The organism is Ramlibacter sp. G4-7, assembly GCF_057784995.1.
In genome coordinates this window covers 13,465-33,836 of sequence record NZ_JBYNTT010000001.1, presented here as the reverse complement: position 1 = coordinate 33,836, position 20,372 = coordinate 13,465, and the positions used below count along the sequence as shown (strand labels likewise).

Genomic DNA, 20,372 nt, shown 5'->3' with positions numbered 1-20,372 from the left:
ATGCCCGATGCGCTGTGAAGACGTTCCCTCCAGTCCCGAGTTCCGCCACCTGCCCAGCCTCGCGGGACTCGCCGTCGACCTGCGCTATGCCACGGTCCACAACTTCGTCGGCCGCAACCTGTACGGGTCGCTGGACTGCGCCTTCCTGCACCGCATGGCGGCCGCCGGCCTGGAGCGCGCGCTCACCTTCCTGGCCAAGGAAGGGCCGGGCCACCGGCTGCTCGTGCTTGACGCGCTGCGTCCCCACCGCGTGCAGGTCCAGCTGTGGGACCACCTGGCCGGCACCGACCTGCGCCAGTACGTGGCCGACCCGGCGCGCGGCTCCATCCACTCCTTCGGCATGGCGCTGGACCTGACCCTGCTCGACCCGCAGGGCCGCGAGCTCGACATGGGCACCGGCTACGACGCGATGACCGAGCTGTCGCACCCCAAGCTCGAGGCGGAACACCTGGTGACCGGCCGGCTCACGCCCCAGCAGGTCGGCCACCGCGAGCTGCTGCGCAGCGTCATGGGCCAGGCCGGCTTCAACGGCATCGACAACGAGTGGTGGCACTTCGAGATGCTCGACCGGGATCACGTGCGCCGCCACTTCACACGCGTCGACTAAAAAAAAAGCCACCTTGCGGTGGCTTTCAAGTCCTTGGAAGGACGTCGTTGGGAGGAGGCCAGTGTGCCGCTGCCGCGTCGCGCTGTCCATGCCCTTTGGTCCCATTGGCGTCTTTTCGACGGACGGAAAATGCAGCATGGCCGACCTCCCCCACAGCCCCGCCGCGGAGCGCAACCGCCAGCCCATCCTCGACGTCCTGCGCGCCGTGCTGGGCCCGCAAGGGACGGCCCTGGAGATCGCCTCCGGCACCGGCCAGCACGCCGTTTTCTTCGCTGCTGCGCTGCCGCAGTGGTCCTGGCAGACCAGCGAGTTCGATGTGGGCTTGCTGCCGGCGCTGGCCGCGCGCATCGCGCAGGCGGGGGTGTCCAACGTCCGCGCGCCCGTCCGGCTGGACGTGACGGCCGCGTCCTGGCCCGTCACGGGGCGGTTCGACGCGATCTTCTGCGCCAACCTGCTGCACATCGCGCCTTGGGCCGCCTGCGCCGGCCTCATGGCCGGGGCGGCGCGCCACCTGGCGGCCGACGGCCTGCTGCTGACCTATGGGCCTTACCTGGAAGACGAGGTGGAGACCGCCCCCAGCAACCTGGCCTTCGACCAGAGCCTGCGCGCGCGCGATCCGGCCTGGGGCCTGCGCCGCAGGAAAGACGTGGAAGCCACCGCACGGCAGCACGGACTCGGGCTGCGCCAGCGGCACGCCCTGCCCGCCAACAACCTCCTGCTCGTCTTCGGGGCGGCCCGCTCGGCATAGGCCGCGCGCCGATGCGCGGCTCCGCGCCCTCCTACTGGCGCGGCCCGCGAACTCAGGGGATACTCGCCACAACCGTGGCCCGAAGAGACATGGACAGCGGAAACAAACGCAAGCCCCCGCGCGACGACGACAGCAAATGGCAGGAATCCCGCCTGCCCGGGCAGCGCTCGGGCGAGGGATTGAAGGACCTGTTCGAACTGCTGCTGCGGGACATCCGCCGCAAGGCCGGCTTGCCGCCCAAATCCGGCGACGACCCCAAGTCCTGAGCGGACTCAGCGCTTGGTGGCGCCGGCCGGACCATCCAGGTCGGCCTGGACGCTGGCGCTCCAGTTGGCCGGCATGCTGTCCGGAAGCTGGGCATCCAGTTCCAGCAGCTTGATCGCCTCCCGGATGTCGCCCATCACTTCGCCATTGCGCAGGCTGGACGAGGCATGCACCCAGATCCCGCCGAAGTGGCTGACGTCCATGAGCCAGGTGGTCTCCAGGGACTGGCGGGTCTTGGCTTCCAGCAGGGGCAGCGCGACCAGCAGGCGCAGCGTCGTGCGCGCCTCCCACTTGACCAGCCGCACCATCGCCAGGTAGACCTTGCGGCCGTCCTGCATGGTGCCGGCCGAGCGCACTTCCACTTCCACGTTTTCCAGCGGGACGCCCAGGCGCACGAGCTGGGCGCGGACGAGCTCCTCGTACTCGCGCTCCAGCCCTTCGCCGGCCAGCTGCGAGCTGTAGTGGGTCTGCGCGGATTCCTGCTCCGCCGGTTCGGGCGTCTGCGAACGTTTCGCGAAGATCATCGTGGGAGGTGGTGGGGCCGGTGCTCTTCCGGCGTTTGCCAGCCCGACTGTATAGCCCCGGCCCCGGCTTGCGAAGGATTCGCGGTGGCGCAGCCCCGATCTGTGGCGGCCGGCCGACGAGGGCCGCTGGCTCTCCGGTACCATTGCTGCACCGCAGCAGCCCATCGCGCACATCCCATGACCATCGACGAGTCCTACCGCGAACTTGGCCTCGCCCCTGGCTCGACCGACAGCCAGGTGAAGGAGGCCTGGCGCCGGCTGGCCGCCCGCTGGCATCCGGACCGCAATGCCAGCCCCCACGCGCTCAAGAAGATCCAGCGCATCAACCGAGCGCTCGACGAGATCCGCCGGGCCAAGGGCGAGGACGGTTCCAGCGCCGAGGCGCCCGCAGCGTCGCCGGCCGGTCCAGTGGTCGAGCACACCGTGCGCATCCGGCTGGAAGAGGCGTGCACCGGCTGCATCCGCGAACTGCAGGGCGAGGTGCGCGAGGAATGCGGCGAGTGCGCCGGCACGGGACTGCACCAGCGGCCCAGCACCTGCGGCGATTGCGGCGGCAGCGGCAGCGTGCGGCCGCACCTGTGGTTCTCCTGGCTGTCGGGCAGCACGGAATGCGGCACCTGCGCCGGCCAGGGCACGCGCCGCCTGCGCTGCCCCGCCTGCGAAGGCAGCGGCCACGCCCGCCCGCGCAAGTACCGTTGCCGCGTGGAGGTGCCTGCGGGCGCCCGCACCGGCACGCTGCTGTCGGTGCGCGCGCGCGTGCACGGCCGCAGCCGCCACCACGAAGTGGACTTGCGCGTGCGCGTGGAACTGCTGCCGCATGCCCTGTTCACGCTGCAGCCCGACGGCAACGTGCACTGCGAGATGCCGGTCGATGGTTTCGCCTGGATGGCCGAGCGCTGGACCGAGGTGCCCACCCCGCGCGGGCTGCAGCAGATGCGGCTGCGCCGCGGCTTCCTCAGCTACCGCATCAAGGGCCAGGGCCTGCCGGCAGGCGAGGCGCAGCCGGCGGCGGCGGACTGCATGGTGACGGTGGTGCCGCTGTTTCCCGAGGAACTGGACGCGCGGCAGCAGGCGCTGGTCGACAAGCTGGTGGCGGGCAACACGGGCGCGGCCGCGACCGCGGCCGGCCAGCGCATGGCGCAATGGCAGGCGGCGATGCGCGCGTCCCTGGCCGGCGAAGGCTAGGACCGCGCAGGCGAGGACAGCGCTTCAAGCAAGCGGCATCGGCCGCACGTCGCCGGCCACCTCGAGCTTCGCCTCGGTGGCCGCAAGCACCTGCTCCACGCTCACGCCCGGCGCCGTCTCCAGCAGCTTGAGGCGCCCGCCCTCCTGCGCAATGACGGCCAGCTCCGTCACGATCAGGTCGACCGGCCGCGCGGAGGTCAGCGGCAGGCTGCAGCGCTGCACGATCTTGGCCTTGCCCTTGGCCGTGTGCTGCATGGCGACGACGACCCGGCGCGCGCCGGTCACCAGGTCCATCGCCCCCCCCATGCCCGGCACCATCTTGCCGGGGATCATCCAGTTCGCGAGCAGTCCGGCCGCATCCACCTGCAGGCCGCCCAGCACCGTCATGTCGACGTGGCCGCCGCGGATCAGGCCGAAGGACATCGCGCTGTCGAAGGTGCACGCACCGGGGATGGCCGTGACCGGGCGGCCGCCGGCGTCCGTGAGCCGCGCCTGCGCCATCGCCCCTTCCGGGATGGCGCCGGTCCCGATCAGGCCGTTCTCCGACTGGAAGAACACGGCCACTCCCGGCGCCACGTAGCCGGCGACGAGCGTCGGGATTCCGATGCCCAGGTTCACCAGCATGCCGTCGCGCAGCTCCAGCGCGATGCGGTGGGCGATGACGGTCTGCGCGTCCATGGTCAGGCCCTCGCCACGAGATGGTCCACCAGCACGGCCGGCGTGACCACGTGGTCGGGCGAGATCATGCCCACGGGCACGACCTGCTCGACTTCCGCGACGACGGTGCGGCCCGCCATCGCGATCACGGGATTGAAGTTGCGCGCGGTCAGCGCGTACACCAGGTTGCCGAGGTAATCGGCCATGAAGGCCTGCACCAGGGCGAAGTCGGCGTGCAGCGCCGTCTCCAGCAGGTAGGGACGGCCGTCCACCTCGATGCGGCGCTTGCCTTCCTCGACGATCGTGCCCACGCCCGTCGGCGTGAGGATGCCGCCCAGGCCATGCCCCGCGGCGCGGATGCGCTCGATCAGCGTGCCTTGCGGGACGAGCTCCACCTCCAGCGCGCCGGCGATCATCTGCTTCTGCGTCTCGGGATTCAGCCCGATGTGGCTGGCGATCACCTTGCGCAGCACGCCCGCGCTCACCAGCTTGCCGATGCCGGTGCCGGGCAGGGCGGTGTCGTTGGCGATCACGGTCAGCTCGCGGCGCCCCTGTCGCACGATCTCGTCGATGACGCGCTCGGGCGTGCCCACGCCCATGAAGCCGCCGATCATGAGCACCGCGCCATCGGGGATGAGCGCGGCCGCTTCTTCCGCGGTGTTCGCTTGCATGGACCCACGATAGGACGGGCGACCGGCCGGGAGGATTGGACCTTGGGGCCATGTGCGGCGCTTTTCGCGCTAGGCTTGGCCCCATGAGCCGTTTGTTCGAACGCTGGCAGCTCGGCGAGCTGCAGCTGCCCAACCGCATCGTGATCGCTCCCATGTGCCAGTACTCGGCGAAGGAGGGCAGCGCCACCGACTGGCACCTGGCGCACCTGGGCCAGTTGGCCCTGTCCGGCGCCGGCATGCTGATCGTGGAAGCCACGGCGGTCTCCGCCGAGGGCCGCATCTCGCCCCAGGACCTGGGTCTCTACTCCGACGAGAACGAGGCGGCGCTCGCGCGCGTGCTCAGGTTCGTGCGGGAGCATTCGCCGATCCGCATGGCGATCCAGATCTCGCACGCGGGACGCAAGGCCTCGAGCCGGGCGCCGTGGGAAGGCGGCTCGCAGCTGCACCCGCAGGACCCGGGGGGCTGGAAGACGCTGGCTCCCAGCCCCGTGCCGCACTCGGACGGCGAAGACCCGCCGCTGGCACTCGATGCAGCGGGCTTGCGCAAGGTGCGCGAGGACTTCGTGGCGACGGCGCGGCGCGCGGTGCGGCTGGGCTTCGACGGCATCGAGATCCACGGCGCCCACGGCTACCTGCTGCACCAGTTCCTGTCGCCGCTGGCGAACGAACGCGGGGATGCCTACGGGGGCAGCCTGGAGAACCGCATGCGCTTTCCGCTCGAAGTGTTCGATGCCGTGCGCGCGGCGGTGCCTTCGCACATCCCGGTGTGGATGCGCATCTCGGCCACCGACTGGGTGCCGGGCGGCTGGGACATCGACGGCACGGTGGCGCTCGCGCGTGTCCTGAAGGGGCGCGGCTGTGCCGCCATCCACGTCACCACCGGCGGCGTGTCGCCGGCGCAGGCGATCAAGCTCGGGCCCGGCTACCAGGTGCCTTATGCGCAGCGGGTGAAGGCGGAGGTCGGCTTGCCGACGATCGCGGTGGGGCTCATCACCGAGCCGGAGCAGGCGGAGTCCATCATCGCCGCCGGCGAGGCGGACGCCGTGTCGCTCGCGCGCGCCATGCTCTACGACCCGCGCTGGCCCTGGCATGCCGCCGCCAGGCTGGGCGCCAAGGTGTTCGGACCCAGGCAGTACTGGCGTTCGCAGCCGCGGCAGTACAAGGACCTGTTCGAAGGCGCGCACTTCGGCCAGCGGTGAACTCCATGCGCCGCGTCCTGCCCTGCCTGTTCGCCGCCGCCCTGTTCGCAGGCGCGGCGGCGGCGGCGGATTGGCGGGCCGTGCCCGGCGCGCCGGACCTGGAGGTCGACGTCGCCTCGCTGCAGCAGGAGCGCACGCGCGTGACCGGCTGGCTGCGCTGGTGGGGCCGTCCGGCGCTGGTGGCGGAGCCGGCGGCCTGGCAGGCACGCGGGCGCGTGCACCGCACCACGGTGCGCACCGAATTCGATTGCAGCGGCCGCACCGTGCGCGTGCTGGCGGCGCACGCCTACGACAGCAACGGGGCCGCCCTGTTCATGTCCAGCGTGCCCGGCCCCGTCGCCCGCATCGACGACCCCGAACTCGCCTGGGCCTACGACGCGGTGTGCGAAGCCGCGCGCGCGGCCGGCCGCCTCTGAGCCCCGCCTGCGCGCGCCACAATGGCGCGATGCAAGACGTCGAAGCGATCGAACGCGCCACCCTGGACGCCGTGCCGCCGCAGCGCCTCGTCCCCTGGGGCGACTGGCTGCTGGCCCTGGACGACGGCACCGTGGCCCGCTCGCACAGCGCCGTGCCGCTGCGGCACGCGGGCGCGGCGCCCAGCGTGCTGCCGGAGCTGGAACGCCGCTACCGCGAGGCGGGATTGCCCGCGGTGCTGCGCGTGCCGGAGCTTGCGGCGTTCGCGCCGCTGCAGGACGCGATGCGCGCGCGTGGCTATGCGCGCGCCAAGCCCACCCTGGTGCAGACCGCGCCCCTTGCGCCGCTCGTGCGTGCGGGCGAGCCGCCCGGCGACATCGCATTCGACTCCGCACCGGGTCCCGAATGGGAACAGCTGTTCGTGGGCGAAGGCCTCGACAAGGTCGATGGGGCCAGCCGCCTGGCGATCCTGCGGCGCGGCCGGCACTCGCTGTTCGCGAGCATGCGGGTGCAGGGCCGCACCGTCGCCGTGGGCGCCGCCTGCATCAGCCATGGCTGGTGCGGCGTGCACGGCATGCGCACGCTCCCCGCCTGGCGCAACCGTGGCCTGGCCGGCGCGGTCCTTTCCGGCCTGGCGCGGCAGGCCCTTGCCCGCGGCGTGCAACGCTGCTTCCTGCAGGTCGAGGCGGGCAACGCCACCGCGCAGGCGCTCTACGCCCGGCGCGGCTTCACCACGGCCTGGGCGCACGCGTACTGGACGCAGCGCTGAGGCCCTTGCAGGGCCGGCTGCGGCCCCTTCAGGGGTGCTGCCCGCGCAGCGCGAGGAGTGCCGCGCGCAGGCCGCCCACGACGATGCGGCACGGCACCGCCAGCATCAGGTTCAGCGGCAGGCCGAACTCTTCCAGCTGCCAGCCGGCGGCGTCGACCAGCCCGGCGCCCACGGCCTGCGGATACCGGCGCCGGATGCGCTCGGCCAGGCTGCCTTCTTCCGGCACGTAGCCGATCACCGGCTTGCCGCGCGCGACCGCGTAGCCCACCTCGAAGCAGGTGCCGCTGTCCGGCTCCGGGCCGCGGAAGAAGTCCAGGTTGGCGAGCACCGCATCGCACTCCGCGATGTGGTCGACATTGGCCTGGTAGATGTGCCGCGCGAGGGCCTGCGGCGAGAGCCCATCGGGCAGTGATGCGGCCAGCGGGAACACGGCACGGAAGCCGTGTTCCGCGCACAGGGCGACGAGCTGCCTGCCGTGGTCGGCGGCATCGGGCCGGAACACGTCGGGGCCGGCGAGGTAGAGGCGGTTCAGGGGCACCCGCGCATTGTGGCGGCTACGGACGCCGCCGGGACCCGCAGGAACTACGATGGCGCATGCGCATCCTGCTGGTCGAAGACGATGCCGTCCTGCGCGACGTGATGCGGCGGCGCCTGCAGGAGGACGGCCACCGCGTCGACGAGGCCGCCACCCTGGAGCGGGCGGACCACCTCTGGCGCGTGCAGTCCTTCGACGTCGTGCTGCTGGACCTGAACCTGCCCCTGAGCGAGCGACCGCATGCCGGCCTGGGCAGCGGCCTGGCCCTGCTGCGCGCCGCCCGCGCGCGCGGCGACCGCACGCCGGTGCTAGTGCTCACCGCGCGCAACCGCACCGACGAGCGGATCGCGGGCCTCAATGCCGGCGCCGACGACTACCTGGGCAAGCCCTTCGACCTGGAGGAAGTGGAGGCGCGGCTGCGCGCCGTGGTGCGCCGCGCCCAGGGCAGCAACGACCAGGTGGCGGTGGGCCGGCTGGCGCTGGACCGCGTGAGCCGCCGCTTCGAGCTGGCCGGGGAGCTGCTGGAGCTGCCTGCCCGGGAGTTCGAGGTGCTGTGGGAGCTGATGACCCCGCCCGGGCGCGTGTGCAGCAAGCGCGAGCTCTCGGCCAAGCTGTCGGAACTGGAGGAGCTGCTGCCGGACAACGCGCTGGAAGCCTTCATCTCCCGCCTGCGCAAGAAGATCGCCGGCTCCGGCGCGCAGATCCGCACGCTGCGCGGCCTGGGCTACCTGGTGGAGGCGGCGCCTTGAGCCCCACGCTGTCGCAGCGGCTGCTGCGCACGGTGCTGCTGCCGCTCGCCTGCACCTGGATCGCCGGGACCGTGGTCGCTTTCGCGGTGGCCCAGTACTTCGCGCAGCACGCCTTCGACCGCTCGCTGCTGGACGACGCCTACCTGCTGGCGGCGCACGTGCACGCCGAAGGCGGCCGGCTCGGGCTGGACATCACGCCCGGCGAGGAGAACACCGTGCTGTTCGACCAGGCCGAAACCATGTACTTCAGCGTGCGGGCGCCGGACGGAGGGCTGCTGGGCGGCCAGGCCGGCCTGCAGATGCCCGCGCCCCGCGGCCACGCGGCCTTCCGCTTCGAGGACATCGCCTACGCCGGGCAGGTGCTGCGCGCCGTGTCCCTGCACCACGAGCGGCCCCTGCCCTTCGACGTGGTGGTCGCGCAGACCACCAGCTCGCGCAACGCGGCGCTGCGCCAGCTGATGCTCTATTCCCTGCTGCCGCAGCTCGTGCTGCTCGTGCTGCTGGCCGCCTGGCTGCGCCGCTCGATCCGGCGCGACCTGCAGCCGCTGGCGACGCTGCGCGGCGCGGTGGAACACCGCGGCTCGCAGGACCTCGCGCCGGTGCCCGTCGAGGGCTCCACGCGCGACGTGCAGACGCTGGGCGCGGCGATCAACGCGCTGCTGCAGCGGCTGGAGCGCAGCATCCGCGCGCAGAAGGAATTCGCCGGCAACGTGGCGCACGAACTGCGCACGCCCCTGGCCGGCATCCGCGCGCTGGCGGACTACGGCCTGGGGCACGCCGAGCCGCAGGTGTGGCGCGCGCAACTGGCGGCCATCGCCACCAGCGAGGCGCGCGCGACCTCGCTGGTGGATCGCCTGCTCGCCCTCGCCGTGGCCGCCGAAGCGGAGAGCGGCCTCGCCCTGCAGCCGATCGCCCTCGATGCCGTCGTGCGCGAGACCCTGCTGCGCTACCTGCGGCGCGCCGACGCGGCCGGCGTGGACCTGGGCGCGCGCGGCATCGACACGCCGGCCTGGATCGCGGCCGAACCGGCGCTGCTCGAAGGTATCCTCGCCAACCTGGTCGACAACGCACTGCGCTACGGCGTTGCCGGCAGCGCGGCACCCGCGGTGACGGTGGCCGTGGAGCGCAGCGGCGACGAGCTGCTGCTGTCCGTGCACGACAACGGCCCGGGGGTGCCGCGCGAGCAGCGCCGTGCGCTGGCCGAACGCGGCGCGCAGGGACAGGCCGGCCAGCTGCTCGGCAAGGGCGTGGGACTCGGGCTCGCGCTGGTGGCGCAGTACGCCCGCCTCATGAACGCGCGCATGGCCTTGCGCGCCGGGGAGGACGGCCGCGGCTTCGTCTGCGAGATCGCCTTCCCGGCGATCGCGGCCCCCGGCGCCTGAGGCGGCCGCGGCCGGCGCGTACGTACTTTCCGGTCAGGCCAGGTCAGATTCCGGTCAGGCGCCCGGCCCGAACATTCGCCGGCCCCCGCGACTCCCGCGGACAACCCCCGCCTTCCCATGATCGACCGCAACCTCGCCAGGGGACTCTTCCTGCTGGCCATCTCCCTCGCCTTCGGGCTGACGGCGTTGAGGTACCCCATCGGGGACTTCGGCCGGGCCGGCCCGGGGCTGTTTCCCGTCGTCGTCAGCACCATGCTGGCGCTGATCGCGATCGCCACCATCGTGCGCTCGCGCTTCGTCGACAAGGCCGCGCTCACCCTGCAGGTGAAGAACATCGGGATCATCCTGGCCAGCCTGTGCGCCTTCGCCCTGGTCACGCTGCTGGTGAACATGCTGGTGGCGATCGTCACGATGGTGTTCATCGCCACGCTGGCGGGCACCAGCTACTCCTGGAAGCGCAACGTGAAGATCGCCTTCGGCCTGTGCCTGATGGCCTTCGCGTTCGCCAAGCTCCTCGGCATGAACCTGCCCCTGTACTGACCATGGAAGTCCTGCACAACCTGGCGTTCGGCTTCTCGCACGCCCTGACGCTGCACAACCTGATGTACTGCGCCATCGGCTGCGTGGTGGGCACGCTCGTCGGCCTGCTGCCCGGCCTCGGCCCGCTGGCGACGATCTCGATCCTGCTGCCGCTGACGTACTCCATCCCCACCACCGGCGCGCTGATCATGCTGGCCGGCATCTACTACGGCGCGCAGTACGGCGACTCGGTGTCGGCGATCACCATGAAGATCCCGCACGCCAGCTCCATCGTGGCGTGCATCGACGGCTACGCGATGACGCTCAAGGGCCAGACCGGCCTGGCGCTGTTCACCGCCGGCTTCTCCAGCTTCATCGGCGGCACGGTGGCCATCGTGGTGCTGGCGTGGCTGGCGCCGGTGCTGGGCGAAGTCGCCTTCCTGTTCGGCCCGGCCGACTACTGCGCGCTGATGCTGGTGGGCTTCGTCTGCGTGTCCTTCGTGACCACCGGCAGCCTGCTCAACGGCCTGGCCATGTGCCTGATCGGCGTGCTCCTGGGCCAGATCGGCACCGACGTGAACAGCGGCATGCAGCGCTTCACGCTGGACCTGCCCTTCCTGGCGGACGGCATCGGCATCGTGTCGATCGCCCTGGGCTGCTTCGGCATCGCCGAGATCACCAAGAACCTCGACGCGCGGGAGGAAAGGTCGCCCTTCAACGGCAAGATCAAGCTGATGCCCACCTGGCCCGAGTTCAAGCGGATCTGGCCCAGCGCGCTGCGCGGCAGCCTGATCGGCTCCTTCCTGGGCATCCTGCCCGGCGGCGGCCCCACCATCGCGCAGTTCGCGGCCTATGCCGTGGACAAGAAGGTCTCCAAGTACCGGCACGAGATCGGCACGGGCTGCATCGAGGGCGTGGCCGGCCAGGCCGCGGCCGACGAAGCCGCCGCCCGCACCAGCTTCATCCCGCTGATGTCCATCGGCATCCCCGAGAACGCGGTGATGGCGCTGATGATGGCCGCCTTCATCATCAAGGGCATCCAGCCCGGTCCCAACATGATCGCCGGCCACCCGGAGCTGTTCTGGGGCCTGGTGGCCTCCATGTGGGTCGGCGGCTGCTTCCTGCTGCTGCTGAACGTTCCGCTGGTGCGCTACTGGCTGTCGGTGTTCAAGATCCCGTACAACGTGCTGTTCCCCTGCATCCTGTTCTTCTGCTGCATCGGGACCTACAGCGTCAACAACAACATCGACGACATCTTCATCACCGCCGCCTTCGGCCTCACCGGCTACCTGATGATGCGGCTCGAGCTGGACCCGGCGCCGCTGATGCTGGGCTTCATCCTCGGCCCCATGATGGAGGAGAACTTCCGCCGCGCCCTGCTGCTGTCGCGCGGCAGCTTCGGCACCTTCGTCACCCGCCCGATCAGCGGCACGCTGATGGCCCTGATCGCCGTGTTCATCGTGTGGCAGGTGGTGAGCTTCTTCCGGCAACCCCGCGCCCAGCGCACCGAACCCCACGGCGCCAGCGAGGACGACGCCCAGGCCCGGGTGACTACGGCTTGAGCTCGCGGATGTCGGGCTGTCCCTTGTCCAGCCAGGCGCTCATGAGCGTGTGGGTGACGGCGAGGACCACCGGTCCGACGAAGATGCCGATCAGGCCGAAGGCCACGAGGCCGCCGATCACGCCGACGAAGATCAGCAGCAGCGGCAGGTCGGCGCCCATCCTGATCAGGATGGGGCGCAGCACGTTGTCCAGGGTGGCCACGACGATGGTCACCACCAGCAGGAAGGTGCCCCAGCCCGGCGAACCGGTCCAGTACAGCCACACGGTGGGGATGACCATCACGATCGCGGCGCCGATCTGCGCCACCGCCCCGAGGAACATCACCAGCGCCAGCAGCGCCACGAAGGGCACGCCCGCGATCAACAGCCCCAGGCTGCCGATCAGCGTCTGCACGGCCGCCGTCACGACGACCCCCATCGCGACGCCGCGGATCGCCTGGCCCGAAAGCCGGACCGCGTTCTCGCCCGCGTCGCCCCCCAGCCGCTGGCCGAAGCGCAGTGCCCAGGCCGCGGCCGATTCGCCGGTCGCGTAGAACACCGCGGCGGCGATCACCGTCAGCAGGAACTGCAGGAAGATCGCGCCGACGCCGCCGGCTTGCGCGACCAGCCAGCGCGTGAGGGCGCCCGCATAAGGCGTGACCAGCGCGATCATCGCCTGGAAGCCGCCCGTGGCCAGGTCCTGCCAGGTGGTGGCGGCGCGCTCGCCCACGAGCGGCAGGCCGCGCACCCAGGCCGGCGGCGGTGGCAGGTGGTAGTCCTGCAGGCCGCGCACGAACGCGCCGATGGCGTCGGCGTTGGACACGACCGTGCCGATGGCCGCGGACAGCGGCAGCACCAGCACCAGCAGCAGCAGCAGCGACATGATGGCCGTCGCGATCCACCGGTGCCCGCCCACCAGCCGCTCCAGCGCCAGCAGCAGGGGCCAGGTGGCCACCACGATCATCACGGCCCAGATCATCGCGCCCACGAACGGCCGCAGGATCCAGAACGAAGTGCCGATCAGCGCCCCGATGAACAGCACGTTGAGGACGAGGCGGATGAGGTCGTTGCGCGGGTCGGTCACGGATGCCGATTGTGCGCGACCGCAGAGCCGGCGCGACATGGGACTTTCGCCCCGGTGCCAGAATCGCTTCCCTGCCGCCCCCCGATGTCCCTTTATCGCCTCATCGCCCTCTTCGTGCTGCGCCACCGCGCCGCCTATGCCTCGTCCGCGGTGATGCTGGTCCTGATCGCGCTGATGCTGGTGTGGATCCCGCGCCAGGTCGGACACGTGGTGGACGGGCTGGTGTCCCGCCGCTGGAGCGATGCCCAGCTCTGGCGGGAGCTCGGCTGGCTGTTGGCCGCCGGCGCCGCGATCTACTTCCTGCGGGTGGGCTGGCGCCTGAAGCTCTACGCCGCCGCCTACCGGCTGGGCGTGGAATTGCGGGAGCGCCTGTACGCGCGCCTGACGCTGCAGGGCGCCGGCTTCTTCCAGGACCGCCGCACCGGCAACCTGATGGCGCTGGCCACCAACGACGTCGACGCGGTCGAGATGGCCGCGGGCGAGGCGATGCTGGCCGGCTTCGACGGCACGCTCACGCTGCTGCTGGTGCTCGGCATGATGTCGCTGGGGGTGGACTGGCGCCTGGCCGCCTGCGCCGTCCTGCCGTTTCCGCTGATGGCGCTGGGCTTCTGGCGCATCTCGCGGCACGTGCACGAGGCCTCGCGCCAGTCGCTCGAGCGCTTCGCCGCGCTGAACAACCAGGTGCAGGAGACGCTGGCCGGCGTGCGCACGGTGCGCGCCATCGGGCTGCAGGCGCGCAGCGAGGCGCAGTTCCGCCAGCTCGCCGGCGGCGCGGCCCAGGCCAGCCTGGATGCGCAGCGCTGGGAAGCCGCCTACGAACCCGCGGTGGGTTGCACCTTTGCCGCGGCCACCGCGCTGGTGCTCGGTGCCGGCACCTGGCTGGTCTGGCAGGGGGAGCTGACGGTGGGCCAGCTCACCGGCTTCAGCCTCTACCTCGGGCAGCTGGTGTGGCCCATGTTCGCGGCGGGCTGGGTGCTGTCGCTGATCGAGCGCGGCAAGGCGGCGTGGGCGCGCCTGCAGCCGGTGCTGGACGAGCCGGCCGGCATCGGGGACCACGGCGCGGTGCCCACCGTGCAGCCGGGGACCCTCGTGGCGCAGGACCTGTCCTTCTCCTACGGCGAATCCGCGCGGCCGGCCCTTGCCGGCGTCTCGCTGGTGCTGCCGCCCGGCCGCACGCTCGGCCTGGTCGGGCCCACGGGGTCGGGCAAGTCGACGCTGCTGCGCCTGCTGCTGCGCCAGCACGCGCCGCAGCAAGGGCGGCTGGCATGGAACGGCGTCGACCTGCAGGACTACACCCTGGCCGCCCTGCGCAGCGGCATCGCCTGGGTGCCGCAGGAGGCCTTCCTGTTCTCGGCCACGGTCGCCGCGAACATCGCCCTGGCGCGGCCCGATGCCACGCGTGCGCAGATCGAGGAGGCCGCGCGGCTGGCGGCCGTGCACGACGACATCCTGCGCCTGCCGCGGGGCTACGACACCCCGGTGGGCGAGCGCGGCGTCACCCTCTCGGGCGGGCAGCGGCAGCGCGTGGCGATCGCGCGTGCCCTGCTCGCCGATGCGCCGCTGCTGCTGCTCGACGACGCGCTGTCCGCGGTGGACACCGAGACGGAGACGCGCATCCTCGGCCACCTGCGCGCCGCGCGCGTCGGCCGCACGGTCGTGATCGCCAGCCACCGCCTGAGTGCGGTGGTCGACGCCGACCAGCTCCTGGTGCTGCGCGAGGGGCACGTGAGCGAGCAAGGCACGCACGCACAGCTCGTCGCCGCCCGCGGCTGGTATGCCCGCCAGTGGCAGTACCAGCAACTCCAGGCGAGCCTCGATGCCAGCTGAATCCGTGCAGGCCCGCCCGTTGCCCGGCGCGCCGGCGCAGCGCCGCCGCGTCGCCGGCGACGCTGCCACGCTGCTGTGGCGCGCGGCCTCGCCCGAGCGGCGCCACCTCGTGTTCGGCACCTTGTGGCTGTTGCTCGCGGCCGGCCTGGAAGCGCTGGGCCCGCTGGCCGGCAAGGTCTTGATCGACGACTACCTGCTGCCGCGCGCGGCGGACCTGCCGCGCATGGCCGGCCTGCTGCTCGGCGCGCTGCTGGCCGGCATCGTCGCCAGTTGCCTGCGCTACCTGCAGCTCGCCCGCCTCGCCGGCGTGGCGATGCGCTCGGTGCAGCGCATCCGCGAAGGCGTCTACGCGCACGTGCTGCGCCTGCCCATGGCCTTCTTCGACCACGCGATCATCGGCCAGCTGGTCAGCCGGGTGACCAACGACACCGAGGCGGTCAAGGGCCTCTACGTGCAGGTGCTGTTCGTGATCCTGGACAGCCTGATCATCCTGGCCGGCGCGCTGCTGGCCATGCTGTGGCTGGACTGGCGCCTGATGCTGATCGTCGCGGCGCTGGTGCCGGCGGTCACGCTCATCGTGTTCCTGTACCAGCGGCTGTCGGCGCCGGCGGTCACGCGCACGCGCGAGCTGCGCAGCGAACTCAATGCGCAGGTGGCCGAATCGATCGCGGGCATGCCGGTGCTGCAGGCGGCGAACGCGACGGGGCGCTTCCGCGAACGCTTCGCGCAACTCAACGAAGCTCACTACCGCTCGCGCCGACGCGAGCTGCGCGCCAACGCCTGGCTGCTGCGGCCGGTGCTGGACTTCCTGAACGTGCTGCTGCTGGCCACCGTGCTGGGCCTGTTCGGCCTGCGCGCAGGCGGGCAGGCCCTGAGCGCGGTGCAGGTGGGCATCCTCTACGCCTTCATCAGCTACATCTCGCGCGTGATCGAGCCCCTGATCCAGATCACCATGCAGTTCTCCCAGCTGCAGCAGGCGCTGGTGAGCGCTTCGCGCTTGCACGCGCTGCTGGCGGAGGCGGAGACGCCGCTGCCCGGCGACGGCGGACGCGTCGACCGCGGCGCGGTCGCCATCGAAGGCCTGAGCTTCGCCTACCAGCCGGGGCGGCCCGTGCTGCATGACATCGCGCTGGACCTGCCGGCGGGCAGCTTCCACGGCATCGTGGGGCACACGGGCAGCGGCAAGAGCACCCTGCTGTCGCTGCTGCTGCGCTTCTATCCGGCACCCGCGGGCAGCATCCGCATCGACGGCGTGCCGCTGGAGGCCATCCCCGAGGACAGCTTCCGCGTCAGCGTCGGGCTGGTGCCGCAGGAGCCGTTCCTGCTGGCCGCGACGGCGCGCGAGAACATCGCGCTGGGTCGCCCGCTGGACGACGCGCGCGTGCAGGACGCGGCGCGTGCCGCGCATGCGCACGATTTCATCAGCGCGCTGCCGCAGGGCTACGACACCTTCCTCGGCGAAGGCGGTGCGCGCCTGTCCACCGGCCAGAAACAGCTGCTGGCGATCGCGCGTGCGCTCGCCGGGCAGCCGCGCATCCTGCTGCTGGACGAGGCGACGGCGCACGTGGATTCCGAGACCGAGCAGGTGGTGCAGCGCGCGCTGGCCGCGCTGCGCGGACGCGTCACGGTGGTGGCGATCGCGCACCGTCTCTCCACGGTGCGCGATGCCGACCGCATCGTGGTGCTGAACCACGGCCGCATCGCGGAGCTGGGCACGCATGCGCAGCTCATGGACATGCCCGGAGGGCTGTACCAGCGGCTGGTGCAGCTGCAGCAGTTGGAAGAAGAGGAAGAAAGCTAGCCGCGCCTGCCCAAGGGCAACGCGCGCAACGCGATCAACGGCCGCGGCAGCGAAAGCGACAGGAAGGGGCGACCCGCCGTCAGTCGAGGCGGATGCGCGCCGTCTTCACCACCTTGTCCCAGCGCGGGAGCTCGCGGGCGATCAGCTGGCCGAAGGCCTCCGGCGTCGCCGGCGTCGGCTCCGCGCCCTCGGAAGCCAGGCGCGTGCGCACCTCCTCCGAAGCCAGGGCCTTGTTGATGTCCTGGTTCAGGCGGCCCACGATCTCCGGTGGCGTGCCGGCCGGCGCGACGACGCCGTACCACTGGTCGGCCTCGAAGCCCCTGGTGCCGGGGACGCCGCTTTCGGCGACGGTGGGGACATCGGGCAGCACGGCCAGCCGCTTGGGGCTGGACACCGCGAGCGCGCGCATCTTGCCGGCGCGGATGTGCGGCAGCAGGGCCGGCACCCCCGTGAACAGCGCCTGCACCTGGCCCGCCAGCAGGTCGCTGACGGAAGGCGCCGTGCCGCGGTAAGGGATGTGCAGCAGCGAGATGCCCGCCTGCATCTTGAAGTACTCCATCGTGGTGTGCGCCGCGCTCCCATTGCCGCCGGAGCCGTAGGCGAGCTGCCCCGGCTTCGATTTCGCCAGCGCGACGAACTCCTTGAGGTCCTTCGCCGGGACGGAGGCGTTGACCACCAGGATGTTGGGCACGCGCGCCACCCAGGCGACCGGCGCGAAGCTGCGCACCGGGTCGTACCCCAGCTTCGGATAGAGCGCGGGGTTCACGGCGAGGGTGCCGATGTGGCCCATCAGCAGGGTGTAGCCGTCGGCGGGCGCCTTCGCCACCTTCTCCGCCCCCAGCGAGCCGCCGGCACCCGGCACGTTCTCGATCACGACCGGCTGGCCCAGCGAGCGACCGAGCTCCGTGGCGATGGCCCGCGCCAGCACGTCGCTGGAGCCGCCCGGCGTGAAGGGCACGACCAGGCGCACGGGGTGCGAGGCATAGGACTGGGCGAAGGCTGGCGCCGCGAGCGCGGCGCCAGCCAGGACGAGGGCCTGGCGCCGCGTGGCGCGAAGAGGGGACTGCAAGTGCATGGATTGGTGGAAACGGAAAATATGTGACATGCGGACGATATCGCCCGCGCCGCGCGCGCAAGGCGCACGGGCGTTGCCGCAGGCCCTACACTGTCGAGCATATGCGCGGCCGCAGCCTGTTCGTCCTCCTGGTGGCGCTGTGGGTGGTACTGGCCTCCACGGCCGCGGCCGCCGCAACGACCGCGCACGCGGGCCGGATGGAACTCACCGCCGTGCCGCGGGAGCCGCTGCCGCTCGCCGGTGAATGGGGTTTCGCCTGGCAGCGTTACGTGGACCCGAACTGGCAGCAGCTTCCCACCAGCGCCCTCGCGCCCGTGCCGCAGAACTGGAACGAACTCAGCGCCGACGGCAAGCCGCATGGCGAGAACGGCTGGGGCAGCTACGTGCTGCAGGTGGACTGCCCGCGCGGACAGTCGCTGGCCGTGGAGGCGCTGGGGCAGCGCACCGCCTCGCGCCTGTACGTCAACGGCACCCTGGTCGCGCAACACGGCACGCCCGCAACGAGCGCGGCGGCCACCTGGGCGGCGATCCACAACCGCATGCCGATCACGCGCGAGTTCGCCTGCCCGCTGCGCCTGACGCTGCACGTGGCCAACTTCGCGCACCGCGCCGGCGGCTTCGTGCGGCCCATGACGGTGGGGCCGGCGCAGGTGCTGGCGAAGCACCGCGAGTCGCAGGTGATCTACGCCGCCGCCCTGCTCACGGCCTACCTTCTCGTCGGCCTGGTCTCGCTGATCTTCTTCGCCGTGCGTCCGCGCGAACGCATGCCGCTGGTGTTCGGCCTGTTCTGCCTCGCGATGGCGACTTACACCGACCTGATCGGCGAACGGCTGTTCCTGCGCATGCTGCCCGCGCAGGTCGACTGGGCGCGCTACATGTGGGGCGAGTACCTGTCGTGGCTGGCCGCCATGGCGCTGTTCGTCCTCACGCTGCGGGGCCTGTTTCCCCAGGAGATCCACCGGCGCGCGGTGCAGGCCGTGCTGGGCGCACTGGGCGCGGCCGCCGTCGCGGTGCTGCTGCTGCCGCCGGGCGTGTATTCCTACCTCGCGCTGCCGGGGCAGGCGATTGCCGTCGGCATCGCCGCGTACGTCGCCGCGGCCATGCTGCGTGCCAAGCGCCGCACGCCGGGCGATGCGCGCGTGCTGCTGGCCGGCATGCTGGCGGTGCTGCTGGCGCTGGCGGTCGACCTGTTCCTGATCGACGCGCCGCGCCCGGACAGCAAGTTCGCGCCCATCGGCTTTGCGCTGTTCATGCTCTCGCCGGCGGTGGTGATCGCGCGCCGGCTGAGCGCGGCCCTGAACGCCGAGGAGCGCAGCCACACGCTGGAAGAGAACGCCCGACTGCGCGAGGACGTCGAACGCATGTCCCGCCACGACCTGAAGACGCCGCTGGCCAGCATCCTCGGGGCGAGCCGGCTGCTGCAGGAGGACCCGCGCCTGAGCGGCGAGCAGCGCGAACTGGCCAACGTGCTGCAGCATGCGGGCCGGCGCATGCTGGAGATGGTCAACCTGTCGCTGGGCCTGTTCCGCATGGAGACCGGCAGCTACGACTTCCGGCCGCAGCCGGTGGACCTGCGCAAGGCCGTCGGCAGCGTGCTGCTGGACCTGCACTCCTACGCCGAGGCGAACCGGGTGACGCTGCACCTGCATGGCGCGGACAGCGCGCCGGTGATGGTGCACGCGGAGGAGCCCTTGTGCTACTCCATCATCGCCAACCTGGTGAAGAACGCGATCGAGGCCGCCGCGCCCGGCGAGCGCGTGTCCCTCACGCTGCGGCCGGGACCTCCGGTCGCGCTGTCCGTGCACAACCCCGGCGAGGTGCCGCGCGAGATCGCGGGCCGCTTCTTCGACAAGTACGTCACCAGCCGCAAGAGCGGCGGCACCGGCCTGGGCACCTATTCCGCGCGCCTGATGGCCCGCGCGCAGAACGGCGACCTGCAGATGGACACCGGCGCCGCCGAAGGCACGACGGTGACCCTCACGCTGCCCGCGCAGCGGGGGGAACTGCCGCGGCCCGTGCCCGCCGTGCAGGACGAGGACACCCTGCTGCGCGCCGTCGGCGCCCTTGCCCCCTGCGACGTGCTGGTGGTGGACGACGACGAGTTCACCCGCCTGGTCACCCGCCGCATGCTGCCGCAGCCGCCCTTTCGCGTGGAGACCGCAGCGCATGGGCTGGCCGCGGCGGAATGCATGGAGCGGCAGTGGCCTCGGTACGTGCTGCTGGACATGGAGATGCCGCACCGCAATGGCCTGGACACGGTGCGCTGGATCCGCGAGCAGGAAGCCACCCGCGCACGCCCGCGCTGCAGCGTGGTCATGCTCTCCGGCAACGACGATCCGCAGACACCGGCGCGCGCGCTGGCCGCCGGCGCCGACCGCTTCCTCGCCAAGCCGGCGACGCGCGAGCGCCTGCTGGGGGCCATCATCGAGCTCCAGCGCGGCGCGCACGCACCAGCTGCCGCACCACCGGCGACTCCTGCGGCGCGCGTGCAGGAAGCAGGCGACGAGGCGATCCTCGTGGTCGACCCGGAATGGGCCGAGGCCTTGCCGGGCTTCCTGCAAGGCTACCGCTCCACGGTGGAAGGCATGGCCAGGGCACTGGCCGAAGGCGACCGCGAGGACCTGCAGTTCCTCGCGCACCGGCTGGCGGGGGGGCTGGCAGCCATGGGCCTGCACCGCGGCGCGAGGGAGGCCCGTGCCATCGAGCACGGCGCGGCCGAGGCCGCGCGCGAAGCGCTGCAGGCGCGCATCGACGCGCTGCGCGAGCACCTCGCGCGCGTGAAGATCGAGACGGCCTGAGCCCTGCGGGCATCCCAAAAAAA

Annotated in this window: 20 protein-coding genes; 14 read left to right on the top strand and 6 right to left on the bottom strand. The window is 71.9% G+C overall.

Translation table 11 applies throughout. From position 1 onward, the window contains the following. Positions 1-7: 7 nt before the first annotated feature. The 3 genes from AC3EGR_RS00160 to AC3EGR_RS00150 all read left to right on the top strand — a co-directional run bounded on the left by AC3EGR_RS00160 (position 8) and on the right by AC3EGR_RS00150 (position 1,621). Positions 8-607, top strand: a complete 600-nt coding sequence (locus AC3EGR_RS00160; protein ID WP_488544396.1) for a M15 family metallopeptidase — start codon at positions 8-10, stop codon at positions 605-607. A gap of 136 nt (positions 608-743) precedes the next feature. Continuing rightward, the gene (locus tag AC3EGR_RS00155) at positions 744-1,355 is read left to right on the top strand and encodes a DUF938 domain-containing protein (RefSeq protein ID WP_488544395.1); all 612 of its coding nucleotides are present in this window, start codon (positions 744-746) and stop codon (positions 1,353-1,355) included. Between the two features lie 89 nt (positions 1,356-1,444). After that, positions 1,445-1,621: a hypothetical protein gene (locus AC3EGR_RS00150; RefSeq protein ID WP_488544394.1), complete on the top strand. Its 177-nt coding sequence runs from the start codon at positions 1,445-1,447 to the stop codon at positions 1,619-1,621. Between the two features lie 6 nt (positions 1,622-1,627). Here the strand turns inward: AC3EGR_RS00150 and AC3EGR_RS00145 are convergent, their stop codons facing one another. Beyond that, a complete protein-coding gene (locus AC3EGR_RS00145) occupies positions 1,628-2,143 on the bottom strand; it encodes a hypothetical protein (protein ID WP_488544393.1) in 516 nt (171 codons plus the stop codon). A 177-nt stretch (positions 2,144-2,320) separates the two neighbouring features. On the opposite strand from AC3EGR_RS00145, the gene AC3EGR_RS00140 reads away from it, so the two are divergent. Beyond that, positions 2,321-3,328 (top strand): DnaJ C-terminal domain-containing protein, encoded by a 1,008-nt coding sequence (locus AC3EGR_RS00140; protein ID WP_488544392.1) that lies wholly within the window; start codon positions 2,321-2,323, stop codon positions 3,326-3,328. A 24-nt stretch (positions 3,329-3,352) separates the two neighbouring features. Here the strand turns inward: AC3EGR_RS00140 and AC3EGR_RS00135 are convergent, their stop codons facing one another. Further along, a complete protein-coding gene (locus tag AC3EGR_RS00135; protein ID WP_488544391.1) occupies positions 3,353-4,006 on the bottom strand; it encodes a 3-oxoacid CoA-transferase subunit B in 654 nt (217 codons plus the stop codon). 2 nt (positions 4,007-4,008) lie between these two features. After that, positions 4,009-4,656, bottom strand: coding sequence for a CoA transferase subunit A (locus AC3EGR_RS00130; RefSeq protein ID WP_488544390.1), 648 nt, complete (start codon positions 4,654-4,656; stop codon positions 4,009-4,011). Between the two features lie 83 nt (positions 4,657-4,739). Between AC3EGR_RS00130 and AC3EGR_RS00125 the strand changes: the two genes are divergently transcribed. Genes AC3EGR_RS00125 through AC3EGR_RS00115 form a run of 3 tightly spaced genes read left to right on the top strand, consistent with a single transcriptional unit; the run spans position 4,740 to position 7,038 of the window. Next, positions 4,740-5,855: an NADH:flavin oxidoreductase/NADH oxidase gene (locus AC3EGR_RS00125; RefSeq protein ID WP_488544389.1), complete on the top strand. Its 1,116-nt coding sequence runs from the start codon at positions 4,740-4,742 to the stop codon at positions 5,853-5,855. A 5-nt stretch (positions 5,856-5,860) separates the two neighbouring features. Beyond that, entirely contained in the window at positions 5,861-6,271 is a 411-nt protein-coding gene (locus tag AC3EGR_RS00120; RefSeq protein WP_488544388.1) for a hypothetical protein, read from the top strand. Between the two features lie 29 nt (positions 6,272-6,300). Next, positions 6,301-7,038: a GNAT family N-acetyltransferase gene (locus AC3EGR_RS00115; RefSeq protein WP_488544387.1), complete on the top strand. Its 738-nt coding sequence runs from the start codon at positions 6,301-6,303 to the stop codon at positions 7,036-7,038. A 28-nt stretch (positions 7,039-7,066) separates the two neighbouring features. On the opposite strand, the gene AC3EGR_RS00110 is transcribed toward AC3EGR_RS00115, so the two are convergent. Then, the gene (locus AC3EGR_RS00110; RefSeq protein ID WP_488544386.1) at positions 7,067-7,576 is read right to left on the bottom strand and encodes a nucleoside 2-deoxyribosyltransferase; all 510 of its coding nucleotides are present in this window, start codon (positions 7,574-7,576) and stop codon (positions 7,067-7,069) included. 56 nt (positions 7,577-7,632) lie between these two features. On the opposite strand from AC3EGR_RS00110, the gene AC3EGR_RS00105 reads away from it, so the two are divergent. The 4 genes from AC3EGR_RS00105 to AC3EGR_RS00090 all read left to right on the top strand — a co-directional run bounded on the left by AC3EGR_RS00105 (position 7,633) and on the right by AC3EGR_RS00090 (position 11,785). Continuing rightward, positions 7,633-8,322 carry a response regulator transcription factor gene (locus AC3EGR_RS00105; RefSeq protein ID WP_488544385.1) on the top strand — a complete coding sequence of 230 codons (690 nt, stop codon included), beginning with the start codon at positions 7,633-7,635 and terminating at the stop codon, positions 8,320-8,322. Continuing rightward, positions 8,319-9,704, top strand: coding sequence for a sensor histidine kinase (locus tag AC3EGR_RS00100; RefSeq protein WP_488544384.1), 1,386 nt, complete (start codon positions 8,319-8,321; stop codon positions 9,702-9,704). The genes AC3EGR_RS00105 and AC3EGR_RS00100 overlap by 4 nt, the downstream gene beginning before the upstream one ends. Before the next feature lie 117 nt (positions 9,705-9,821). Further along, complete coding sequence (locus AC3EGR_RS00095; protein WP_488544383.1) at positions 9,822-10,244, top strand: tripartite tricarboxylate transporter TctB family protein; 423 nt, start codon at positions 9,822-9,824, stop codon at positions 10,242-10,244. A gap of 2 nt (positions 10,245-10,246) precedes the next feature. Continuing rightward, positions 10,247-11,785, top strand: coding sequence for a tripartite tricarboxylate transporter permease (locus AC3EGR_RS00090; protein WP_488544382.1), 1,539 nt, complete (start codon positions 10,247-10,249; stop codon positions 11,783-11,785). On the opposite strand, the gene ydiK is transcribed toward AC3EGR_RS00090, so the two are convergent. After that, the gene (gene ydiK, locus AC3EGR_RS00085; RefSeq protein WP_488544381.1) at positions 11,775-12,848 is read right to left on the bottom strand and encodes an AI-2E family transporter YdiK; all 1,074 of its coding nucleotides are present in this window, start codon (positions 12,846-12,848) and stop codon (positions 11,775-11,777) included. The genes AC3EGR_RS00090 and ydiK overlap by 11 nt on opposite strands. An 84-nt stretch (positions 12,849-12,932) precedes the next feature. Here ydiK and AC3EGR_RS00080 point away from each other — a divergent pair, with 84 nt between their 5' ends. Together AC3EGR_RS00080 and AC3EGR_RS00075 are read left to right on the top strand one after the other, a co-directional pair. After that, on the top strand, positions 12,933-14,675 hold the full coding sequence (locus AC3EGR_RS00080) for an ABC transporter ATP-binding protein (protein ID WP_488544380.1): 1,743 nt from the start codon (positions 12,933-12,935) through the stop codon (positions 14,673-14,675). Next, positions 14,665-16,476, top strand: coding sequence for an ABC transporter ATP-binding protein (locus AC3EGR_RS00075; RefSeq protein ID WP_488544379.1), 1,812 nt, complete (start codon positions 14,665-14,667; stop codon positions 16,474-16,476). Before AC3EGR_RS00080 ends, AC3EGR_RS00075 begins: the two co-directional genes overlap by 11 nt. 79 nt (positions 16,477-16,555) lie before the next feature. On the opposite strand, the gene AC3EGR_RS00070 is transcribed toward AC3EGR_RS00075, so the two are convergent. Further along, positions 16,556-17,551, bottom strand: coding sequence for a Bug family tripartite tricarboxylate transporter substrate binding protein (locus AC3EGR_RS00070; protein WP_488544378.1), 996 nt, complete (start codon positions 17,549-17,551; stop codon positions 16,556-16,558). Positions 17,552-17,652: 101 nt separating this feature from the next. Between AC3EGR_RS00070 and AC3EGR_RS00065 the strand changes: the two genes are divergently transcribed. Beyond that, complete coding sequence (locus AC3EGR_RS00065) at positions 17,653-20,349, top strand: response regulator (protein WP_488544377.1); 2,697 nt, start codon at positions 17,653-17,655, stop codon at positions 20,347-20,349. Positions 20,350-20,372: the final 23 nt, after the last annotated feature.